19 protein-coding genes are annotated in these 22,710 nt (G+C 62.7%); 13 read left to right on the forward strand and 6 right to left on the reverse strand.

All coding sequences use genetic code 11. The features are described from left to right. The first annotated feature begins 2 nt into the window (after positions 1-2). Positions 3-3,206 carry an efflux RND transporter permease subunit gene (locus ACQRA4_RS00510; protein ID WP_427821117.1) on the forward strand — a complete coding sequence of 1,068 codons (3,204 nt, stop codon included), beginning with the start codon at positions 3-5 and terminating at the stop codon, positions 3,204-3,206. Then, a complete protein-coding gene (locus ACQRA4_RS00515; protein WP_427821118.1) occupies positions 3,203-4,762 on the forward strand; it encodes an efflux transporter outer membrane subunit in 1,560 nt (519 codons plus the stop codon). Before ACQRA4_RS00510 ends, ACQRA4_RS00515 begins: the two co-directional genes overlap by 4 nt. Positions 4,763-5,006: 244 nt before the next feature. Here ACQRA4_RS00515 and ACQRA4_RS00520 read toward each other — a convergent pair whose 3' ends face one another. Further along, on the reverse strand, positions 5,007-5,567 hold the full coding sequence (locus tag ACQRA4_RS00520) for a hypothetical protein (RefSeq protein ID WP_427821119.1): 561 nt from the start codon (positions 5,565-5,567) through the stop codon (positions 5,007-5,009). 167 nt (positions 5,568-5,734) lie between these two features. Further along, positions 5,735-7,063: a BPL-N domain-containing protein gene (locus ACQRA4_RS00525; protein ID WP_427821120.1), complete on the reverse strand. Its 1,329-nt coding sequence runs from the start codon at positions 7,061-7,063 to the stop codon at positions 5,735-5,737. A 38-nt stretch (positions 7,064-7,101) separates the two neighbouring features. Between ACQRA4_RS00525 and ACQRA4_RS00530 the strand changes: the two genes are divergently transcribed. The 7 genes from ACQRA4_RS00530 (at position 7,102) to ACQRA4_RS00560 (ending at position 16,703) form a co-directional block, all read left to right on the forward strand. Then, complete coding sequence (locus tag ACQRA4_RS00530; protein ID WP_427821121.1) at positions 7,102-9,783, forward strand: valine--tRNA ligase; 2,682 nt, start codon at positions 7,102-7,104, stop codon at positions 9,781-9,783. 102 nt (positions 9,784-9,885) lie between these two features. Continuing rightward, positions 9,886-10,962 (forward strand): hypothetical protein, encoded by a 1,077-nt coding sequence (locus tag ACQRA4_RS00535; RefSeq protein WP_427821122.1) that lies wholly within the window; start codon positions 9,886-9,888, stop codon positions 10,960-10,962. Positions 10,963-11,103: 141 nt separating this feature from the next. Further along, positions 11,104-11,475 carry a 30S ribosomal protein S12 gene (gene rpsL / locus ACQRA4_RS00540; protein WP_008683436.1) on the forward strand — a complete coding sequence of 124 codons (372 nt, stop codon included), beginning with the start codon at positions 11,104-11,106 and terminating at the stop codon, positions 11,473-11,475. A gap of 132 nt (positions 11,476-11,607) precedes the next feature. Further along, the gene (rpsG, locus tag ACQRA4_RS00545; RefSeq protein ID WP_427821123.1) at positions 11,608-12,078 is read left to right on the forward strand and encodes a 30S ribosomal protein S7; all 471 of its coding nucleotides are present in this window, start codon (positions 11,608-11,610) and stop codon (positions 12,076-12,078) included. A 95-nt stretch (positions 12,079-12,173) separates the two neighbouring features. Then, positions 12,174-14,252, forward strand: coding sequence for an elongation factor G (gene fusA, locus ACQRA4_RS00550; RefSeq protein ID WP_427821124.1), 2,079 nt, complete (start codon positions 12,174-12,176; stop codon positions 14,250-14,252). Between the two features lie 150 nt (positions 14,253-14,402). Next, a complete protein-coding gene (gene argJ / locus ACQRA4_RS00555; protein WP_427821125.1) occupies positions 14,403-15,590 on the forward strand; it encodes a bifunctional glutamate N-acetyltransferase/amino-acid acetyltransferase ArgJ in 1,188 nt (395 codons plus the stop codon). Between the two features lie 333 nt (positions 15,591-15,923). After that, entirely contained in the window at positions 15,924-16,703 is a 780-nt protein-coding gene (locus tag ACQRA4_RS00560; RefSeq protein ID WP_427821126.1) for a septal ring lytic transglycosylase RlpA family protein, read from the forward strand. 67 nt (positions 16,704-16,770) lie between these two features. On the opposite strand, the gene ACQRA4_RS00565 is transcribed toward ACQRA4_RS00560, so the two are convergent. After that, positions 16,771-17,178: a cupin domain-containing protein gene (locus tag ACQRA4_RS00565; protein ID WP_427821127.1), complete on the reverse strand. Its 408-nt coding sequence runs from the start codon at positions 17,176-17,178 to the stop codon at positions 16,771-16,773. A 323-nt stretch (positions 17,179-17,501) separates the two neighbouring features. Between ACQRA4_RS00565 and ACQRA4_RS00570 the strand changes: the two genes are divergently transcribed. Both ACQRA4_RS00570 and ACQRA4_RS00575 read left to right on the forward strand, forming a co-directional pair. Further along, on the forward strand, positions 17,502-18,203 hold the full coding sequence (locus ACQRA4_RS00570; protein WP_427821128.1) for an AraC family transcriptional regulator N-terminal domain-containing protein: 702 nt from the start codon (positions 17,502-17,504) through the stop codon (positions 18,201-18,203). Beyond that, entirely contained in the window at positions 18,176-18,343 is a 168-nt protein-coding gene (locus tag ACQRA4_RS00575; protein WP_427821310.1) for a helix-turn-helix domain-containing protein, read from the forward strand. Before ACQRA4_RS00570 ends, ACQRA4_RS00575 begins: the two co-directional genes overlap by 28 nt. Positions 18,344-18,418: 75 nt before the next feature. Here ACQRA4_RS00575 and ACQRA4_RS00580 read toward each other — a convergent pair whose 3' ends face one another. Then, positions 18,419-19,036, reverse strand: coding sequence for a flavodoxin (locus tag ACQRA4_RS00580; RefSeq protein WP_427821129.1), 618 nt, complete (start codon positions 19,034-19,036; stop codon positions 18,419-18,421). 146 nt (positions 19,037-19,182) lie between these two features. Beyond that, positions 19,183-19,941 (reverse strand): carboxymuconolactone decarboxylase family protein, encoded by a 759-nt coding sequence (locus tag ACQRA4_RS00585; RefSeq protein ID WP_427821130.1) that lies wholly within the window; start codon positions 19,939-19,941, stop codon positions 19,183-19,185. A 13-nt stretch (positions 19,942-19,954) separates the two neighbouring features. Between ACQRA4_RS00585 and ACQRA4_RS00590 the strand changes: the two genes are divergently transcribed. Beyond that, complete coding sequence (locus ACQRA4_RS00590) at positions 19,955-20,089, forward strand: ribonuclease P protein component (protein WP_427821131.1); 135 nt, start codon at positions 19,955-19,957, stop codon at positions 20,087-20,089. 885 nt (positions 20,090-20,974) lie between these two features. Here ACQRA4_RS00590 and ACQRA4_RS00595 read toward each other — a convergent pair. Next, positions 20,975-22,117 (reverse strand): aldo/keto reductase, encoded by a 1,143-nt coding sequence (locus tag ACQRA4_RS00595; RefSeq protein ID WP_427821132.1) that lies wholly within the window; start codon positions 22,115-22,117, stop codon positions 20,975-20,977. Positions 22,118-22,344: 227 nt separating this feature from the next. Between ACQRA4_RS00595 and ACQRA4_RS00600 the strand changes: the two genes are divergently transcribed. Beyond that, positions 22,345-22,638, forward strand: a complete 294-nt coding sequence (locus ACQRA4_RS00600) for a hypothetical protein (protein ID WP_427821133.1) — start codon at positions 22,345-22,347, stop codon at positions 22,636-22,638. The last annotated feature ends 72 nt before the right edge of the window (positions 22,639-22,710 follow it).

The raw sequence follows: 22,710 nt of genomic DNA on the forward strand, positions 1-22,710 counted from the left end.
ATATGGCCGCTTCCGCTAAGCCCAATCTCTTTTTGCGCCGGCCGGTGCTCTCGGCCGTCATTTCCATCGTGATCACCCTGGTGGGCGCGCTGGCCATGAAGGCTCTGCCCATCGCCCAGTATCCCGACCTCGTGCCGCCCACGGTCAACGTGAGCGTGTCCTATCCCGGCGCTTCTGCCGAAACCATCTCCGCCACGGTGCTGGCCCCGCTGGAAGTGAACATCAACGGCGTGGAAAACATGCTCTACATGACATCCACAGCCTCGTCGGGTTCGGGCCAGGGCTCCATCAACGTTTACTTTTCTCTGGGCACCAATCCGGATATGGCCCTGGTCAACGTCAACAACAAGGTAAACCTGGCCCAGACCCTGCTGCCGGAAGAAGTGCGCCGCCAGGGCGTGACCGTGGTCAAGCGCTCGCCGGCCATGTTGCAGGTTTTCGCCTATTTTTCGCCGGATGAACGCTACGACGCGGTCTACATCCACAACTGGATGAAGGTCAACGTGGTGGACGAGCTCAAGCGCGTGCCCGGCGTGGGCGACTGCTCGGTGTTCGGCACGATGGATTACTCCATGCGCATCTGGCTCAAGCCGGACAAGCTGGCCAAGTACGGCCTGACGGTGAGCGAGGTGGCCCAGGCCATCCAGGATCAGAACTCGCAGTTCGCCCCCGGCAGCCTGGGGGACATGCCCTCCCCCCCGGACACCCAGCTGACCTGGAAGATAGACGCCCAGGGCCGCCTGGTTTCGCCGGAGGAATTTGGGGAAATCATCATCCGTACCGGCGAGGACAGCGCCATGCTGCGCCTCAAGGATGTGGCCCGCATTGAACTGGGCGGGCAGGATTACAGCGTCGACAGCAAATATAACGGCATGGTGGCCCGCATGGGCGCGGTGTATCTGCTGCCCGGCGCCAACGCCATCGCCACCGGCGACCTGGTGACGGCGCGCCTGAAGGAAATAGCCAAAACCCTGCCCGACGGCCTGGCGTACGAAGTGGTGGTGGATACCAACGACTTCGTTATGGAATCCATCAAGGAGGTGATCAACACCCTGGTGGAGGCCATGATTCTGGTGTTCATCGTGGTGTATGTCTTTCTTCAGAACTGGCGGGCCACCCTGATCCCCTGCATAGCCGTGCCGGTTTCCATTATCGGCACCTTCGCGGGCATGTATGCTCTGGGCTATTCCATCAACACCCTGACGCTCTTCGGCATGGTGCTGGCCATCGGCATTGTGGTGGACGACGCCATCGTGGTGCTGGAAAACGTGGAACGCATCATGAGCTCCGAGCATCTGCCGCCCAGAGAGGCCACCGCCAAGGCCATGAACGAGGTCACGGCCCCGGTCATCGCCATTGTGCTGGTGCTCTGCGCGGTGTTCATCCCCGTGTCGTTCATGGGCGGCCTGGCGGGGCAGATGTACAAGCAGTTCGCCATCACCATTTCGGTCTCCGTGGTCTTGTCGGGCATTGTGGCCCTGACGCTCACCCCGTCGCTCTGCGCCCTGCTGCTCAAGCCCCACGCGCACAGCTACACGCCGCCGCGCGCCTTTGTCTGGTTCAACTACGCCTTCGGGCGCATGACGCACCGCTATCTGCGCGCCGTGCGCTTTATCAAGGACTCCGGTCTGCGCGCCATGGCCCTGTTCGGTCTGATGGTGGTGGTCATCGTCTGGCTGCTCAAGGTGGTGCCCGGCGGCCTGGTGCCCAATGAAGACCAAGGCTACATCCTGGGCATGGCCATTCTGGACGACGGCGCCTCCCAGCACCGCACCAGCGCCGTGACCGACGTGATCAGCGACTTTGTGCTTCATGACTCCTCGGTGAAGGGTTTTTCGCCCATCAACGGGCTGGACATCACCTCCATGGCGGTAAAAAGCAATTACGGCACCTTCTTCGCCACGCTCAAACCGTGGGAGGAACGCAAGGAAGAACGCCAGTCCGCCGACGCGCTGACCCAGAAGGTCATGGCCGTGACCATGATGCAGCCCGAAGCCGTGGTCATGGGTTTCACGCCGCCGCCCATCAGCGGCATGAGCACCACTGGCGGTTTTGAGGGCTACATCCAGATGCGCGGCGACGGCACCATCTATGACCTGGAAAACCAGGCCAACGCGGTGGTGGCCGAGGCCACGTCCAGAAAAGCCGACGGCACGCCCAAGTATCCGGCCATCGGCAGCGTGCGCAACCTCTTCTCCACCGGCGCGCCGCAGTTGTACGCCAATCTGGATCGCGAACGCTGCAAAGACATGGGCGTGAACGTCAGCGACGTGTTCACGGCCATGGGCGCAACTTTCGGCACAACCTACATAAATGACTTCAACTACATGGGCCGCACCTTCCAGGTGCGCATGCAGTCCGAGGCCGCGGACCGCATGCTGACGGAATCGCTCAACGACGTTTTTGTGCGCAACAACAGGGGCGAGATGATTCCCCTCACCGCCGTCATGACTCTGGAGCGCCGCACCGCGCCCCAGGTCATGGAACGTTACAACGTCTTCCCGGCGGCGCACGTCATGGGCAACCCGGCCGAGGGCTATTCCTCCGGTCAGGCGCTGGAGGCAATGGAGCAGGCCGCCGCCGCGGTGCTGCCCAACGACTTCAGCCTGGGCTGGGTGGGTTCGGCCCTTCAGGAAAAGCTGGCCAGCGCCGACACGACCACCATATTCGTGCTGGCCCTGGTCATGGTCTTTCTGATTCTGGCCGCCCAGTACGAGTCATGGTCCCTGCCGCTGGCCGTGCTCACCGCCGTGCCCTTTGGCGTGTTCGGCGCGCTGGCGGCCACCTGGTTCCGTGATCTGTCCAACGACGTGTACTTTCAGGTGGCGCTGGTCACGCTGGTGGGTCTGGCCGCCAAAAACGCCATTCTGATCGTGGAATTCGCCGTGGACTCCTGGCGAGACGGCCGCAGCCTGGATGTGGCCGCCATGCACGCCTCGCGCCTGCGCTTCCGCCCCATCGTGATGACGTCCCTGGCTTTCATTCTGGGCTGCGTGCCTCTGGCCATCAGTTCCGGCGCGGGCGCCAACAGCCGCCACGCCATCGGCACGGCGGTCATCGGCGGCATGCTGGCGGCCACCTGCATCGCCACGCTCTTTGTGCCGTACTTCTTCAAGAGCATCATGCAGCTTTCGCTGAAATTGCAGGGCAAGAAAGACCCCAATGAAGGCAAAAGCCGCTATGACGACGACCCGGAGGACATATGAACGCCCCATCTGCAATCCGCAGGGCTTCGGCCCTGGCCGCGGCGCGCGCGCTGACGCTGGCGGCGGCGTTGGCCCTGCTGCTTTCCGCCTGTTCGCTGGCGCCGCGTTATGAGCGGCCCGAACAGGACATCCCCGATCAATGGCGCAGGGTGGATATGGGCTCCGCGCCGCTGAACACGGACTGGTGGACACGCTTCAATGATCCCGTGCTCACCGCTCTGATCGAGGATGCATTGAAAAACAATCAGGACCTGGCCGAATCTCTGGCCAGAATAGATTCCGCCGCCGCGCAGGTGGGCGTGGCCACGTCCGCCCTGTTCCCGCATGTCAACGCCGACGGCGGCGCGAGCTCGCAGAGTTCGTCCACCAGAGTCGCCAATTACAGCGCTCTGGCCGACCGCACCAATACCAACTATCAGGGAACGCTCAACGCCTCCTGGGAGCTGGATTTCTGGGGCAAGTACCGCAACAGGCGCACCATGCTCAGCGACGTGCTGATGAACAGCGTGGTCGGGCATGAGGCCCTGCGGCTTTCCGTGGCCGGGCAGACGGCTCAGGGCTATTTCGCCCTGCTGGCTCTGGACATGCAGCTGGATACGGCCCGGCGCACCCTGAAAAGCCGTGAGGATGCCTTTGGCATCTACACCAGCCGTTACAAGCAGGGCGACATAACCGAGCTTGACTGGCAGCGCGCCAGGGCCGAGGTGGAAACCGCCCGCGCGCAGGTGCATACCAGCACCGTGGCCGTGGATCAGGCCGAAGCGGCGCTGGCCGTGCTGCTGGGCCGTTCGCCGCGCGACATCATCAACAGCGCCATGCCGCGCGGCAAGGCCATCGGCATGCTGCCCTCGCCCCCGGTGCTGCCCGCCGGCCTGCCCTCGGAACTGCTGGAAAGACGCCCGGACGTGCGCGCCGCCGAATACCTGATCATGGCGTATAATGCCAATATCGGCGTGGCGCGCGCCCAGTTTTTCCCCTCCATCTCCCTGACGGGCATGCTGGGCACGCTCAGCGCGGCTGTGGGCAATCTTTTCATCCACCCGTCCGCGGCCTGGAGCTACGGCGCCAGCGGCACCCTGCCCATCCTGGACTTCGGCAACAACTGGTACAACCTGAAAGACGCCGAGGCGCAGAAGAAAGCCGCCACCGCCGTGTATCTGAAAACCGTGCAGACAGCCTTTCAGGACATTCGCACCTCGCTCACCGCCCAGCGCGAGGCCGACGCCATTGTGCGCAGCATGCAGATTCAGGTGGAAAGCCTGCGCCGCGCGGTGGACATCGCCCGCCTGCAATACGACAACGGCTATACCGACTACCTGACGGTGCTGGATGCCGAGCGCCAGCTCTTCTCCGCCGAGCTGCAACTGGCCTCGGCCCTGCGCGACCGCCTCAACGCGGTGGTCAGCGTGTGCATGGCGCTGGGCGGGGGCTGGGCTGATCCGGGCAAGAGCCCGAGCTTCCCGGTGGTCAATACCGAACGTCTGTTGCAGGAAGAAACCAGCGCGGGCAAAACAACGCCCGCCGCGCCGAACGGCAACCAGGCCCGGTCTTCATGAGGCCGTGGCCCGCGCAAGGCTGAAATCCGTCCACATAACGTCAAGGAACCGGGGCCGCGCAATGCGGCTCCGGTTCCTTGACGCTGGGCGTCATGCCGCGTGGCCTCTCGCGAGGCTTGCGCCTGGCGAAGAAATGACGCTTTTCATCAAGGCAAGGCAAAAGGCGGCAAAAACATTACGTCTTTTTGCGCCTGCCGCCGCAAGCGAATCGCGACCGCCCCGATGGAGGCGCGAAACGCTCTGGCTAGCGCGCCTTGCCGCGCGCGGGGCGGAAGGAAAGAGGGCAGTACGAGGATATCAGGCACATGGAAAGGATGATGCACAGCTGCAACGCCCCCGCCCACATGTTTTCAGGCAGAACGCAGGCGCGCACAAAGCGCAGCGCGCCGTCCAGCCCCAGGGGAACGAGCCGCGCGACAAGCTCGTCGCCCCACGGCCCCCAGAACATGGTTCCCCAAAAGCCCGCGCACAGGCTGATGAACCACTTGTAGCCGATCCAGGCGAATCTGAAAAAGCCGATGGACGTGCAGCAGGAGTAGAAAAGGCCCGTCAGCAGGCAGCCCGCCAGCCCCGGCATGACCACCCAGGTATCCACAAAATGCAGGCATACGGCCACCTGCGCGGCAAACGCCGGGTCGTCGGACGAAAGCCGCAGAAAGCTGAGCGCCTGCATGGAAAGCGCGCCGCCCGCCCAGGCTGTGGCCGCGAGCACATGCAGGGCCTTCATTCCCTTGATGATGATATTGTCGCGCGCGCTGAAGCCTTTGCCCAGCGTGCCGTAATGTCTGACTGTTTCGCTCAGCATGCGATGCGCCTCACAAGACGGAGGCCGCGGCCAGGCGGGCCTTCCGTCGGTTCAGAATATGCCGTTTGCCGTCGGGCCGCGCATCCGCCTGCGCGTCTGTCCGCCCGCTTCGCCATGGATGTTCGGCATCCGGCCGCAGGGCGTAATGACAGGATGATCCGCCTTCGTCAAGGGGTGGGGGCGCACTCCGGCTGCGACAGATAAATAAGCTCTTCCGTCATGGTCAGCAGTTCTTCCATGAGGCCGCCGCCGTGCATGGGGTGACCGAACAGGGCCTCGCGCTGATTATCCAGGCCGCGCCTGTCCACGGCGTCAGGCAATGTGGGGGAGAGCGTTTCGGCCAGGCGTCGGGCCAGCAGATAGCCTTCGGCCCCGGCCGCGAACAGGGCGGCCAGTTCCGCAAAGCGGGGGCGAATGCCGCGCCAGTACTCCAGCGCCCGCTCTGAAGGCGTCATGCCCACGGCGGTGCAAAGCGCCGCGTGCAGATTGTTGAAGGCCGCGCCAGGCAGGCCCGCGCGCCAGCCCCAGAGCCAGGGCGCGCGCCGGAAAAAAAGGTGGTGCTCCACCGCCATATCCAGCAGGGCGCGCGTGCGGCGCAGGGCGTCCAGCAAAGGCGCGGCGGATGTGTCGTCCGGCCAGGCCGGAACGGCTTTGTCCAGTTCCCAGCCCGGCGTATCTTCCCGCCGGGGTTCCAGACCGGCCAGGCGGCGCAGCAGATGGGACAGCCAGGCGTTGGCGTCCGGGCTTTGCGGGGTTTCCAGATGCGAATAGCTCAGCACATAGCGGCCCCGTCCATACGCGCCGCAGACCACCAGGGGCTGGTCGGTCAGAAAATCCGCCGACAGATTGACCCCGTACAGGGCCTGCCAGGTCTCGAAGACATGCGCCGGGATGCGCTGCAGGGGCATATCCGCCAGCCAGAAGTCCGCGTCCGGCGCGGCATAGGCCGCCAGAACGCGCACCTCTTCCGTCTCTTCCGCCGCGAAGCGCCCCGGCCACCAGACCGGCAGGGAAAGGAGCGCGCCCTCCCGCGCGCGGGCGCTTGGTGGCGGGGCCAGTTCGTCGCCAAAGCTGGCCCGCACCCGCACATGACCGGAAATCAGATGGTGCAGGCGCTGGGGATAGGCGGCGCGCGACCAGGGGCAGAGTTGCAGGCCCTCGCGCGGGTCGCGGTGGCTGAGGGCCAGGCCCGCGCCGCCGCAAAACCCCAGATAGGCCCCCCCCTGCTCCAGGTAGGCGCGTATGGCGGCGCGTCCCGCCTCGCCCAGCGCCAGCGCCTTGAGCCGGGCGTTGCCGCCGGGCGCCACCAGCAGCGGCGGCGCGGCGCGTCCGGCGGCCCCAGGGGGGCCAAGCTTGCCTAAAAGCGCGCCTTCGGCTATTTCTTGACCCTTAACCAGACGGCATGGCAGCCCCAGCGCGCGCAGCGCGCGCCAGGCCATCAGGCCCCAGATGTGGGACGCGTCCCAGAGTATATGGATTGGCTGCGCGGGCTGCATAGGCCCGCACTATCGCCGCCTTTTACGGAGAAAGCAAGATGGCGGATACCCTCCCCAAGGGCTATGAGCCCCATGACGTGGAAGCCCGGTGGCGCAAGCGCTGGGAAGAGGCAAAAACCTTCACGCCCGATCCGGATGCGCCCGGCGAGCCCTATTCCATCGTCATTCCGCCGCCCAACGTCACCGGGGCCCTGCATATAGGCCATGCGCTGAACCTCACGCTCATCGACGTGCTGTGCCGCCACGCCCGCCAGAAGGGCAAAAACGTGCTGTGGACGCCGGGCACGGATCATGCGGGCATCGCCACCCAGAACGTGGTGGAGCGCGCCCTGGCCAAAGAGGGCAAAACCCGCCGCGATCTGGGGCGCGAAGCCTTTGTGGAGCGGGTCTGGAAATGGCGCGAGGACTACGGCCACCGTATTCTGGATCAGATCCGCGCCCTGGGCGCTTCCGTGGACTGGACCCGCCTGCGCTTTACCATGGATGAGGGTCTTTCGGCCGCGGTGCGCAAGGTTTTCGTGCAATTGTACAATGAGGGCCTGATCTACAAGGGCGATTACATCATCAACTGGTGTTCGCGCTGCCATACCGCCCTGGCCGACGACGAGGTGGAGCACGAGCCGGGCAAGGGCCATCTCTGGCGCGTGCGCTACCACCTCACTGACGGTTCCGGCGCCATTGTCATTGCCACCACCCGGCCGGAGACCATCCCCGGCGACACGGCCATCTGCGTGCATCCTGAAGACGAGCGCTACGCCGGCCTGGTGGGCAAGACCGCGCGCGTGCCCGTGCTCGGCCGCGAGGTGCCGATCATCGCGGACAGCTATGTGGACAGGGAGTTCGGCACCGGCGCGCTGAAGGTGACGCCCTGCCATGATCACAACGACTGGATGCTGGGCAGAAAGCACCGTCTGGAATTTGTGCAGGTCATTGATGAAAACGGCGTGATGAAGGCCGAGGCCGGGCCGTATGCGGGCCTTTCCAAGCAGGAATGCAGGGAAAAAATCGTGGCCGACATCAAGGCCGCCGGCGATCTTGTGGGCGTGGCCGAGCTGGAACACGCCGTGGGGCGCTGCTACCGCTGCCATACGGTGGTGGAGCCGCACGTTTCCACCCAGTGGTTTGTGGCCGCCTCCAGGATGGCCCCCGCCGCGCGCGCCGCCGTGCCGGAGCTGACCAGAATCTTTCCCGAATCCTGGCTCAAAACCTATTATCACTGGCTGGACAACATCCGCGACTGGTGCATCAGCCGCCAGATCTGGTGGGGCCACCGCATCCCGGCCTGGACCTGCAAGGCCTGCGGCAGGCTGACCGTGGCCGAAAAGACGCCGGATGTCTGCCCCGCCTGCGGTTCGGGCCATCTGGAGCAGGACGAGGATGTGCTGGATACCTGGTTTTCCTCGTCGCTCTGGCCGTTCTCCACCATGGGCTGGCCGGAACAGAGCAAAGAGCTGGAGCGCTGGTATCCCACCGCGGTGCTGGTCACGGGCTTTGACATCATTTTCTTCTGGGTGGCCCGCATGATGATGATGGGGCAGCATTTCATGAAGCGCCCGCCTTTCCGCGACGTCTATCTGCATGCTCTGGTGCGCGACGCCACGGGCCGCAAGATGTCCAAATCCACGGGCAACGTCATTGACCCGCTGCTGATGATCGAAAAATACGGCTGTGACGCCCTGCGCTTCACGCTGACTTCATTTGCGGCCATGGGGCGGGATATCCGCCTGTCCGAAGAGCGCATCGAAGGCTACCGCCATTTTGTGAACAAGCTCTGGAACGCCGCGCGCTTTGCCCTGATGAACCTGCCGGAACGGGCCCCCGACCCCGTGAGCCTGGAGCATATAGAGGGCCTGCACCATCAGTGGATTCTGCACCGTCTGGAAACGGTCAAGCTGGAGATGGACCAGGCCCTCGCGGACTATCGCTTTAACGACGCGGCCCAGCTTGGGTACAAATTTCTCTGGAACGAGTTCTGCGACTGGTATCTGGAGCTGATCAAACCGGATATGGCTTCGGACGCGGCCCATGAGCCCGCGCGCAAGGCCGCGGCCCAGTATGTGCTCTGGCTGGCGCTGCGCGAACTGCTGGTGCTGCTGCACCCCATCATGCCTTTCGTCACCGCCGAGATATGGCGGGCCTTGCCCGCGCCCGCCGGGGGAGAACCCACCGATCTGGCCCTGGAGCCGTACCCGCCCTCGCGGCCCGCTTGCGCGCGCCCGGTCGAAGCCGGCCGCATGGAGCTGATTCAGGGCGTGATTGTGGCCGTGCGCACCATCAAGGCCGAGCTGGGCATCAGCCCCGGCCACAGGGTGGCTCTGCTGCTGCATCCCGTGGATGAGGCTCAGGCCGCTCTGCTGGAGGAAAACCGGACGCTGATAACCACGCTGGCCCGCCTGGAATCTCTGGAAACAGGGGCGGCGGTGCGCGCGCCCAAAGCGTCGGCCTCGGCCGTGGTTCAGGGCTGTCAGGTCATTGTGCCCCTGCGCGGGGCCGTGGACCTGGCCGGCGAGCTGGCCCGCCTGGACAAGGAGCTGGCCAGGCTGGAAAAAGATGTGGTGGGCGTGAACATGAAGCTGAGCAATGAAAGCTTTGTGAGCCGCGCCCCGGCCGAAGTGGTGGAGCGCGAGCGCCAGCGCGCCGGGCAGCTGCTGGACGCCAAGGGCAAATTGCTGGCCCTGCGGGCACGCTTTGCCGAGGCTCTGGAGGAAGATCCCGTATGAATCGTGGGACGACTTCCAGAAAAACGTCGTGAGTTCCCATCATGCGGCCCGGTTCGGATAGGGCCGGGCCGCGTCATCCATAGCGCGTCCACCGGAGGAGGCATGCCGCGTTTCGTATTCCGCGTTTCGTGTTCCGTGGCGATTTTCTGTCTCGCCCTGTGCCTGGGCGCGAGCCTTGCGCCAGCGCGGGCCGCCGGGCCTGGCGCGTCCGCTTCGACGGCGGGGGAAACTCCGGGCGGGCGCTCTCTGTGGCGTGCCGGGGGCAATGTGGCTGTGGAGAGCCAGGCGGGGACTCCGGCTTCGGAGTGGAACCGGGGGGCCGCCCATGCGCCGGACCCGGCTGATCCCGCTTCCGGTCTGGAAGAGCTCATTGCCCTGCCGCCCCTCGCCCCCTCCACGGTCGGCGACCGGGCCGAACCGGCGGTCGTGGTCGGAGAGATGCGCCCCTGGCTGGACAGCCGGGCCCTGCGTCAGAGCCTGGACGAGATCGGTCTGCTCAAGGCCGCGGGCTTTACCTATCAGCCTGAACTGGCCGTGCCCGACGACGTGTGCCCCCAGCCCGGCGATTGGGATCAGGCGGCGGCGCTCAGCGGCATGGTGGCCTCGGATCAGGCGTGCGCCCTCTTCTTCGGCAAGGCCGAGGACGCGGCGCGCGAAAACCGCCTCTTGCGCAGGCTGAGCCCCGCAACCGCCTTGCCCGCCCTGACGCGGAAAGAAAAAGATATTCTGACCCGGGAACCCACCGGCCCCGCCGGGCGTGAAATCATCGTGCGGCGCAGCGAGGCCCAGGTACGCGCCATGCTGCGCGCCGCCTCCCGAAGCGAGGCCGATTTGCGTTTGCTGGGCGCGCATTTGTACGGCCTTTTTCTGGAGCGTCTGTACACCGCGTCCGTCATGGTGCTGGCCGCCGCTGAAAGCGATACGCTGGAGCCGCTCCACCAGGCGCGCGCCGCCCTGGGCGCGAACCAGGGCAAGGTGGTGGAACTGCTGGCGCGGCGCGGCCTGCTCGGCGACGCGCGTTTTGCCGCGACCCGTCTGGAAATTGTGGACAGCCTGTCGCGGCTGCTGGCCGGCGGCCAGGGCCGCCCGACCCTGGCCCGGATAGAGGAGGCGCTGGGCATTGTGCGCGAGGAGCGGGCCTCGTTTCTGACGCCCTGTCGGGAAGCTTCGCGGCCTTGAGGCCGGCGGCGGGAAAGCGCGGCCCCGCTTTTCATGCGCCCCCCGCTGATCGTTGCTGCGCCCCTTGACAGCCAGCCCCGCCTGAGCTATGTGCAACCCCTTGAGGTTTTCCCTGTGTAACCGTTCCTTATGGAGGAATACATGCCCACGATCAATCAGCTCATCCGCATTGAGCGGAAGGCCGTGGTGAAACGCAAGAAAACCCCGGCGCTGCAGGCCTGCCCGCAGCGTCGCGGCGTGTGCACCCGCGTTTACACCACCACCCCGAAAAAGCCGAACTCGGCCTTGCGCAAGGTTGCCCGCGTGCGCCTGACCAACGGCATTGAAGTGACGGCCTACATCCCCGGCGAAGGCCACAACCTGCAAGAACACTCCGTGGTGATCATCCGCGGCGGCCGTGTGAAAGACCTTCCCGGCGTCCGTTACCACATCGTGCGCGGCACTCTGGACACCTCCGGCGTGGCGGATCGCCGCAAGAGCCGTTCCAAGTACGGCGCCAAGCGGCCCAAGTAGGCTTTATCCCGTTCATCTCTAACCATCCGTCGGCGTGCGCCATGCGCCGCGCCACGGCTGCCCGCCTCAGGCTGGGCGCCGGCGCGTCGCGGGGTTGGTGACGCCGCAAGACACGCATGAAGGAGAAACCCCATGCCCCGTAAAGGTTCTGTTCCCAAGAGGGAAGTGCTGCCCGATCCGCTCTACTCCAGCCGTCTGGTCACCAAGTTCGTGAACCGGCTGATGTATAACGGCAAAAAAGGCGCGGCTGAAAAGATTTTTTACAGTTCTCTGGAAACCTTGGCCGAAAAGACCGGCGAAGACCCCATGCGCGCCTTTGAAAAGGCTCTGGACAACGTCAAGCCGCATATGGAGGTCAAGGCCCGCCGCGTGGGCGGCGCCACCTATCAGGTGCCCATGGAAGTGCGCCCTGAGCGTCAGGTTTCCCTGTCCATCCGCTGGCTGATCAACTATTCCCGTTCGCGCGGCGAAAAAGGGATGACCGCCAAACTTTCCGCCGAACTGCTGGATGCCTACAACGGTCGCGGCGGTGCGGTGAAAAAGCGCGAAGACACCCACCGCATGGCCGACGCCAACAAGGCCTTCTCCCACTACCGCTGGTAAGGCCCCCACGATCAGAATCGCATGCCGCCGACGCCGCGCCCGCAAGGGCGCGGCGTCGGTCGGCTCCACCGCTTCCGCAGTATGGAGGAAATACCGTGTCCCGCACTGTTCCCGTAGACAAACAGCGCAATATCGGCATCATGGCCCATATTGACGCCGGCAAGACCACCACTACCGAGCGCATCCTTTTTTACACCGGCGTTTCCCACAAGATCGGCGAAACCCACGACGGCGAATCCACCATGGACTGGATGGAGCAGGAGCAGGAGCGCGGCATCACCATCACTTCCGCCGCCACCACCTGCTTCTGGAAAGACTGCCGCATCAACATCATCGACACCCCCGGCCATGTGGACTTCACCATTGAGGTGGAGCGTTCGCTGCGCGTGCTTGACGGCGCCGTCTGCGTGTTTGACGCCGTGGCCGGCGTGGAGCCGCAGTCCGAAACGGTCTGGCGGCAGGCCGACCGTTACCATGTGCCGCGCATCTGTTTCGTGAACAAGATGGACCGCATCGGCGCCAACTTTTTCCGTTGCGTGGGCATGATTCACGAACGTCTGGGCGCCAAGGCCGTGCCCCTGCAACTGCCCATCGGCGCCGAAGACAAGTTTGAAGGCGTGGTGGACCTGGTGCGCGGCAAGGCCATCCGTTTCGACAAGAGCACCAAGGGCGCCGAATTTGTCGTGGAAGACGTGCCCGCCGACATGCGCGAGCTTTTTGACGAAAAGCATCACGAACTGCTGGAAGCCGTGGCCGAAGAGGACGAAGCCCTGCTTGAAAAATATCTGGGCGGCGAAAGCCTCAGTGAAGAGGAAATCATCTCCTGCATTCGCAAGGCCACCATTGCCCGCAATATCGTGCCCGTGCTCTGCGGTTCCGCCTTCCGCAATATGGGCGTGCAGCCCCTGCTGGACGCCACGGTGGACTACCTGCCCTCGCCTGTGGACATTCCGCCCATGAGCGGCCATGTGCCCGGCAAGGAAGACGAAATCATCGAATGCCGCTGCGACGACAAGGAGCCCCTGGCCGGCCTGGTCTTCAAGCTCTTTTCCGACCCCTTCATCGGCCACCTTTCTTTCTTCCGCATCTATTCCGGCTGCCTGGAATCGGGCACCAGCGTGTACAACGCCAACACCGGCAAGAAGGAACGCATCGGCCGCATTCTCAAAATGCACGCCAACAAGCGCGAAGACATCAAGTGGGCCGGCGCGGGCGACATTGTGGCCCTGGTGGGCCTGAAAAACGCCTCCACCGGCGATACCCTCTGCGACGAAAAGCGCGAAGTGGTTCTGGAGTCCCTGAACATTCCCGAACCCGTCATTGAAGTGGCCATCGAGCCCAAAACCAAGGCCGACCGCGACGCTCTTTCCGCCGCCCTGAACAAGCTGGCCAAGGAAGACCCCTCTTTCCGCGTCAAGGGCGACGAGGAAACCAACCAGACCCTTATCGCCGGCATGGGCGAACTGCATCTGGAAATCATCGTGGACCGCCTGACTCGCGAATTCAACGTCAACGCCAATGTGGGCAAGCCCCAGGTGGCCTACCGCGAAACCATCTCCAAGCCTTCCAAGTCGGACATGAAGCATGCCAAACAGTCCGGCGGCCGCGGCCAGTACGGTCACTGCGTCATCGAGGTGGAACCGAACCCCGGCAAGGGCTATGAGTTCATCAATTCCATCACCGGCGGCGTGATTCCCAAAGAATATATTCCCGCCATCGACAAGGGCATTCAGGACGCCATGAAGTCCGGCGTGCTGGCGGGCTTCCCCTGCGTGGATCTCAAGGTCAATCTGGTGTTCGGCTCCTATCACGAGGTGGACTCCTCGGAGCAGGCCTTTTATGTGGCCGGTTCCATGGCCATCAAGGATGCCATGCACAAGGCCGGGCCGGTGCTGCTGGAACCCATCATGGACGTGGAAGTGGTTACGCCCGAAGAATATCTGGGCGACGTCATGGGCGATCTCAACGGGCGTCGCGGTCGCGTGCAGAGCATGGAGGCCCGCGCCGGCGGCGCGCAGAGCGTCCGCGCCCAGGTGCCCCTGGCTTCCATGTTCGGCTATGCCACGGACCTGCGTTCGCGCACCCAGGGTCGCGCCACCTTCACCATGCAGTTTGATCATTATGAGCGTGTGCCCGCGGCCCTGGCCGAGGAAATTCAGAAGGCCAAATCGTAAGCTGAGCTTTTTTGCCGCCGGCTGCGTCAGCCGGTGAACAAGAACCTGCATTTCGCGCTACAGTCACAACTCGCGGGAATTTTGCCATAGTGCGGAATTCCCGCGATTTACATGCAAAAGACCACAAACCTCCGCTCCAGTGAGGCGCATATGACCAATGATTTGCCCAAGGGCTTCAGGGCCGGGGCCGCGGCGGCCAACTTCAAGAAAGCGGGCCGCGACGACCTGGGCCTGATTGTTTCCGACAGGCCCTGCATGCTGGCCGGCATGTTTACCCAGAATCTGTTCAAGGCCGCGCCGGTGCTGGTCTGTCAGGAGATTCTCGGCACATGGGGCACGGCGCGCGCCGTGCTGGCCAACGCCGGTCAGGCCAACGCCTGCACCGGCGAGGAAGGGCTGAACAACTGCCGGGCCACCCAGAAGATGGTGGCCGAAGCCACGGGCCTTGAGGCTCGGGAAATTCTGCCCGTTTCCACCGGCGTGATCGGGGCGCACCTCAAGATGAACCTCTGGCGCGAGGCTGTGCCCGCCCTGGTTCAGAGTCTTGGCAGCCGCGACGCCGAGGGCTTTACCCGCGCCTTCATGACAACGGACGCCTTTCCCAAATTCGCCAGCCGCGAGGTCACGCTCTCTGGCGGCGTGGCGCGCCTGACGGTCATGGCCAAGGGGGCGGGCATGATCTGCCCCAATATGGCGACCATGCTCTGCGTGGCCCTCACGGACGCGGACGTGGAACGCGCGCCCTGGCAGGCCATGTTCGGCCGGGCCGTGAACAAGACCTTCAACCGGGTCAGCGTGGACGGCGACACCTCCACCAACGACACCATTCTGGGCCTGGCCAACGGCGCGTCCGGCGTGGCCGCCCGCGCTGAGGCGGATCTGGCCCCGCTGGAAGAAGCCCTGACGGCCATTCTGGCCACAGTGTCGCACATGCTGGTCATGGACGGCGAAGGCGCAAGCAAGGTCATCCATATCACTGTGCGCGGCGCGCGTGACGACAGGGACGCCGAGCTGGCGGCCCGCAGCGTGGGCCATTCCCAGTTGGTCAAGACGGCCATTTACGGCGGCGACGCCAATTGGGGGCGCATTGTCACGGCTGTGGGCTACAGCGGCGCGCGGTTCGACCCCGCCAGGGTGGGACTGCGCCTTTGCGGGGTGGAGCGCTTCCGTCTGGGCCGCCCGGTCAATGACGATCAGGAGGAAAGGCTGGCCGAGCTGCTCAAGGCCAGGGATGTGGAGGTGGAGATTGATCTGGGCGCCGGCCCCGGCGGTTACACCTTCCAGGCCTCGGATCTCGGGCATGAGTATGTGACGCTGAACTCGGACTACCGTTCATAGGGCAGCGCTTTGCGGAGCAGGGAAACCCGCTCCCCGGTATGGAGCGGGTTTTTTTGAGCCTGACGCCGCATTCGGCGGGAAAACGCGCGCCCGGCTGGACATCGCGGCACGCGCTACCCCGGCTGATTGCTAATAATAACTTTCTCCGATTTGACAGAAGCTTTTTTTTCGCGGTATAGTTTCGGCAATAGGAAAGGGCATTCCCCGTGTGGCGGATGGCGCGGACGCGTTTCAGGCCGTCAGGCGAGCCTCCGGGGTCAGGGTCGCGGGCGCGGCCCGTTCGGCGTTTTTCAGAAAGACCGGACAGCCCCGAACACAAACCAAGGAGCAATCATGAAGTATTTACGCTGGCTTTCCATAGGGGTGGCCCTGGCTCTTTGCCTGGCCCTTGTCGCCCCCATGAACGCCGATGCGGCTTCACAAAGCGCTTCCCAGGCCAAAAGCCGAAAATCCGGCATGGAAGCCAAATCCCACTCCGCCCAAAAAAGCAAAAAAGTCTCCGCGCGCAAAAACCGCGCCGTCAGCAGCAAAGACAGGCATTCGCACAAAAAGCAGGCCCGCAACACAAAAAGCAAAAAACAGCGCAAAGCCGCCGACCTCCGCCAGCAGGCGGACAGCCGCGAAATCTGGCTCAAACGGGCTCAGGGCAGTGAACTGCTGACGGGCAAAGCCTCCTGGTACGGACGCGACTTTCACGGCGGCGTCACGGCCAGCGGCGTCGATTATGATATGTATACCTTCACCGCGGCCCACCGCACCTTGCCGATGGGCACGGTGGTCAAAGTTACGGATCAGCACAACGGCAAAAGCGTCATGGTCTGCGTGACGGATCGCGGCCCCTATGTGCATGGCCGGATTATCGACCTCTCTTACGCCGCCGCCCAGCAGCTTGACCTGAGCAAACGCGGCGTGGGCAAGGTGAATCTGGAAGTGGTCAGCGACGAAAGCGGCACCCCGCTCAGGGCTGACCTGGCCTATTATGTGCGGTACAGCGCCGGCGCGGGGCATGAAAAAGTGGGGCCATTCCGCGCTTTCGCCGATGCCGCCGCCATGCACGAGGCCTTGCGTCAGGCCCATCCCGAGGCGGAAGTGGTGCTGGACAGCTCACGCTAGCCCCTAAGCGCAAAAGCAAGAGGCCAACCCGCAAGGATTGTGTGAAGTCCGCTTTTGCAGGCGGACTCTAGGGAAGTTTCTCATAATCCTCATTGCTGACGGGTTCATGCCATTCATTTTTGACGTTTTCGCCCGGAACCTCGACGGCGAGATGCGCGAACCAGCTGTCTTTGGCCGCGCCGTGCCAGTGTTTGACGCCGGCGGGAATATGCGCCACATCGCCGGGATGCAGCTCGCGGGCCGGTTTTCCCCATTCCTGATACCAGCCGCGCCCGGCGGTGCAGAGCAGTATCTGCCCGCCGCCCTTTGCGGCATGATGCGTATGCCAGTTGTTCCGGCAACCCGGTTCAAAGGTGACGTTGCCAATAAGCACGCCTTCCGTGGAAAGCATGTTCAGCCAGCTGTTGCCCACGAAATAGCGGGCATAGGCCGTATTCGCCCCGCCTCGCGGGAACACGTCCGCAAATTCCTTCATATTCTCCTCCACATTCGCGATATGTCGCCATAGTCTCACAAGGCCATGCCTCGCAAGCCATGCATGCTTTTTTTATGACGTCGGGCCGGTTTATGAAAGAGCCTGGCGCCCACTTGCAAAAGCAGACACTGGCTTGCCCCAAAATTGCCTGATCGTGCCAATGACTGTTCAAAAAACAAGAAATATAGTAGAAAAAAACCGCTATCGGGCGCGGAAAACGCGGTTCCTTTCTTTCGCGGCGGGAGGCATGACGCATGACTGGCGACCAGCAGAAAAAAATACGGGAAATCAATGCAAGATTGAAAGCAATAATGCTGCGGCATATGAAAAAACCGGGCATTCGCGCCTCCGCCATCAACGGGCTGACGCTGGTGCGCCGTGAATCGGCCGACAGTGCGGATCGCTGTTTTGAAAAGCCGCTGGCGTCGGTCATCATTCAGGGCGGCAAGCATTCCATCGTAGGCTCGCAGAAATACCATGTGCGGGCCAATCAGTGCCTTGTTTCCGGGGTGGACATGCCCAGCGCGTCCTTCATTATCGACCCCACGCCGGAAAAACCGTTTCTTTCCCTTTTCTTTTATCTGGACAGGCAGATTCTGGGCGATCTGATCATGGAAATGACGCCGGAGGAAAGACCTTCATTCATGGAAGGCCAGGGCGTATCCGTTGCCGACGCGGAGCCGGACTTTCTGGAAGCCGTGCTGCGGCTGGCGGAACTGCTGGACAAACCGGGGCAGATCGCCATCCGCGCGCCGATTGTCATGCGCGAACTGCACTATCTGCTTCTTATCGGCCCGCAGGGAGGCGTGCTGCAAGGCTTGTACACGCGCGGTTCACGCAACAACCAGATTGTTCAGGCCATTGCCCTCATGAAGCAAAATATCGCCACCCCCCTGCGCATGGATGCCCTGGCCAGGCGGGTCAGCATGTCAATATCAAGCCTGCACCGCCATTTCAAAAGCGTCACGGGCTTCAGCCCTTGCAGTATCACAAGCAGTTGCGGCTCTATGAGGCGCAACGCCTGATGCTCATGGAGAATGAACGCGCGGCCAGCGCGGCGCTGTCCGTGGGCTATGAGAGCGTGACGCAGTTCAACCGGGAGTACAAGCGCATGTTCGGCGAGCCTCCGCGCCGGGATATCAGCAGAAAAAGATGCAGCGCATAGCATGCAGGCGGTCGCGCCCCGGCGGGGAACCCGTCGGAAAGGCTTTCTGACGGGTCCAGGATGTCTGCGGTTCGCTTACCCGGTCAGCAGGCCAAGCCCGCGCAGCCAGGCGTCCACGCTTTTTTGCGCCCCGGCGGCTCTTGAACCACGCGTTTCAAAACCTTTGAGCAGCCGCGCGCGCGGGCAAAGCCGCCTGAGATCCTGCTCGCTGCGGCCGAAGCGGCTGCCTTCATGCGTACAGAACGGAATGATGGTTCTGTCGCCGACATCGTATTTTTCCAGCAGGGTGAAAAATGGCATGGGCATGGAGCCCCACCAGTTGGGAAAACCGATGAATATGACATCATATTTTTCCAGATTCGGAATTTCCGTGGCAATCCGCGGCCTGGCATTGTTTTTCTGTTCCCGCTGCGCCTGATCCACCACCGAATCATAGTCCTGGGGATAGGGGACGACGGTTTTGAGTTCAAGCATGTCTCCCCCAATGCTTCCGTGAATCTGTTCCGCCACCTTGCGCGTGTTTCCAGAGTGTGAAAAATAGAGAATCAGCATATTGCCCCCTTTGGCGTCGGCGCTCCACGCGGTCGTGACGTTCGCAAACGCAGCCGCGTGGGCGGCGAGGGTTCCCGCGACGGCATATTTCAGAAAATTCCGTCTGGAAAAATGGCGGGCTGACACTATGGGTTGTTTCATGGCGAATCTCCTTTATGCAAAAAGACGTTCACGCGTGTGGGATAAAATGCGAGACATTCAATGCGCCTCACGCGCATGGAAAATCCCCGCGCGTCCAGACCGATTGTTCATTTCGGCCATGTGACTGCGACGCGCGCAGCGCCCCATCAGGAATCCCGCAGGACGGCATTGACGCAGCCAAGAGCGTTCAACGTGCGCGGAAAGCCCATATACGGCAGCATCTGGGCCAGGGCGTCGACAAGATTCTGCTTGCTGTTGCCCACATTGGCGTTGCCCTGCACATGGGCCTTGACCTGCGCCTCGCAGCCGCCCAGCGCGCTGACAATGGAAAAGGTCAGAAGTTCACGGGTCTTCAGATCCAGACTTTCGCGCGTATAGAAATCGCCGAAACAGAATGCGGAGAGGTAATTCACCATGATGTCCTTCTGGCCATCGGGGGCGGCTGCGTGCATCTTGTCAATGGCATCCCCGAAAATGGCCTTCTGCGCGGCCAGACCATCCCGAAAGCGGCTTTCTTCCGTGACTGTGGCCTGGCTTTCCACAGGCAGGGCGATGCCCTTTTCGGCAAAGACTTCATTGACCAGGCGAAGCGCGCTTTCCGTTCTGGGGAATCCTGCGTACGGCGCGCACTGATACAAAGCCTCCTTGATTTCCACGGGGCTGAGCCCGACGCGCAAGGCCGCCTCCGTCTGGGCCTTCATGTCGTCGAGCGTCTGGCTCGCGGTAAGCGCGACCAGTGTGACGAGCATTCTCTGGTGATCGTTCAGCGTTCCGCGCTCGGCGATTTCGCCATAGAGAAGGCGTTCCTTCATGGCAACAAGGTCGGCGTCAGTCTTTGACAGCGAGGACTGCGAGTCGCCGAGAAACTTCTGTCTGTTCTTTTCCGTCAACTGAACCCTGTCCATAACTTTCGCTCCGTTGTTTCGTTCAGATTCCGCTGCGGGGATCGACGTCGCATTCGCTGTCAGTGAAAGGGTCATCAACGCCGCAAACAGAAAGGCTGTCAGGCGCGTTATCCGGGAATTTTTCATCAAAAACCTCCTGGGTGGGTAAACCGGGCATCCGACGCGTGGAATGTATGGCGGGAGCGAAGGGGAAAACACGGGGCAGACGCGCGACGCCCCACGCCCTGCCGACCATGAAAAACAGCCTGTCAGCGCGTTGCCGGAAGCGCGCCTCGCCCTTTCCCTGACGCGGCGACAGGGAGGAAAAAGCGCGGAATGTCCATGCGCACAGCAGGAAGAGCGCCCCGTAATCCAGCAGCAAGAAAAGCGCGCGCTCATTTTCATTCCACAGCATGAACGCGCCGTTCATGCTCAGGGGATGCATCAGCTCTCTGGACAGGAAAACCCATGCCCCATAACCGGCAAGCGCAATATACAGAAGCCATGACGCGCTCTCCCGCGGGGGCGGAAGCGGGAAGCGGCCCCGCCGCCCCGGCGTCGCGTCCAGACTTTTGCCGTACATTCCGCAATGCGCCGCCGCGAGCAGAAAACACCAGTGGGCGCAACATACATGGACGGCCCTGGCAAAGAGTTCCCCCCTGAATCCCGACAGGGAAAAAACTGTCCGCGAGATGGGAAGGGCGCTCGCCAATGTGCCCATGAAGGCCAGAAGCAGAAGCCCATTCAGCGCAAGCCGGGTCATGCGGGCAAGGTTGTAGCGCCCTCTTGCCAGCGTCTTGTACCAGGCGCGGTTCAGCCATGCGTGCAGCAAAAAGGCCACGGCCAGGGCCACGCCCAGCCCCTCGTGAACGGCGTTGCCCGTATGGCGGTCTGCCATGAGCAGAAGAAGCAGAATGCCCATGAGCATGTCTGTCACGGTTTTCAGCGTCATGCGCATCTGACTGTCCTTCAGGCAAAATCCATAACGTATTTTTTCATGAGGTCTGAGCCTCATGCCTTGTCCATGAGCATGCTCCGTTCAGGTACGGACGGTCTACTTATCAATCTGGCTTTCCGTGAACGGGTCAGCGCGATGCCCCATGAGCTTGATTTTGGCATAGGCGGACTCGAATTCACGCAGCTCCGCAGGCGACAGGCTGACGGATGCGGCTCCCAAAAAATCGTCAAGATGAGCCGGGTTTGTCGTACCGGGTATGGGAGCGACCCAGGGGGCCTGGGCCAGCAGCCAGGCAAGGGAGAACTGGGACATGGTGCAGTTTTTGCGCGCGGCCCATTCTCGAACCAGGTTTGGCAGAGGCATGTTGTGTTTCAGGGCTTCCGGCGTGAACTGCGGCAGGGTGGCAAGCCGCCCCGTGGTGAACCGGCTGTTTTCATTGATGGCCCCGGTAAGGAAGCCCCGCCCCAGAGGGCAGTACGGCACAAGGCCGATGCCGAGTTCCCGCAATGTGGGGAAAATCTTGCTTTCCGGCTCCCGCCACAGAAGGGAGTATTCGCTCTGAACGGCGCTCACCGGCTGCACGGCATGCGCCCTGCGAATGGAATTGGCGCTTGCCTCGGACAAACCGAAATGCAGCGCCTTCCCTTCCTGAATCAGCTCTTTCACCGTTCCGGCGACATCCTCCATCGGAACCCGCGGATCAACGCGGTGCTGATACAAAAGGTCGATATGATCGGTGCGCAGACGCTTCAGGGAGCCTTCCACCGCCCGGCGAATGTGGTCGGGTTTGCTGTTCAGGGCTGTGGGCTGTTTTTCCTCAACGCCAAAACCGAACTTGGTGGCGATTTTGACCTGATTGCGGACGGGGGCGAGAGCTTCCCCTACCCATTCCTCACTGGTATAGGGGCCGTACACCTCGGCGGTGTCGAAAAAGGTCACGCCGCTTTCAAAGGCCCGGCGAATCAGGGCGATCATGTCCTTTTTTTCATATGCGCCGCCGTAATATCCCACCATGGGCAGGCAGCCCAGGCCGATGGCGGAAACCTCCAGCGAGCCGAGCTTGCGATGTTCCATCTGTTTGTTCCGCCGTGGTTCCGAGGCAGCGGCCGTTGTGTTTGCATCGGCGGCATACGCCGCGCCGCTCAAGGAACGGGACAGAAGAGCGGCGGCTCCGAGAGCCAGCCCCCCGGCGAGAAACTGGCGGCGTCCCAATGTCATGGCATCTTTTCGGCTGTTCATGCTGCCTCCGTGAAATCAATGTATTCATGCAGTTTATATAGGCGGAAAGTCGTGAAAGAAAAATGACTGATTTTCCAAATTTGTTGCCTGATTTTCTCAGCGACGCCCTCCCCCTCCCGCGCGAATCCATGACAGGCCCGCATTGAAAACCATGCGGCGTCGGGCAGCCCCGCCCCGCAGCCCGCTGCTTTCATGGTTTGGCGCAGACGTCAGAAAAGGCCGCTCCCATGGCTGTTCCCTTTGGCCCAAAGGCTTTTCAAGCGCGGCGGATTACTGTATCAAGATGCCGTCCTCCTTCACCTCAAAAAATCGGGGCAGTCCTGAAAAACCCTTGTCAAAAAATATGTCAATTTTTAAGGACATATCAATGGGTTTCAGCGTGTTGCATAAATGTCGCCAAAGGTGATCAAGGAGCTGGCAAAAGGCATGGCGCTTTTGGCGCGCAGCGTACCCGGGCGCGTGAGCGGCAAAAAGCGCCGGGTGACGCCGCCATCGCCGGAAAGACCGGTTTTGACGGATAATCACGACAAATCACTGGCCGGCAAGTCAACGGAAAAGACGCGTCAGCCCCGACTCTGACGTGAGCGGGGCTC

It is taken from the genome of Desulfovibrio sp. SGI.169, assembly GCF_050313595.1.
In the GTDB taxonomy this organism is placed as follows: Bacteria; Desulfobacterota; Desulfovibrionia; order Desulfovibrionales; family Desulfovibrionaceae; genus Desulfovibrio.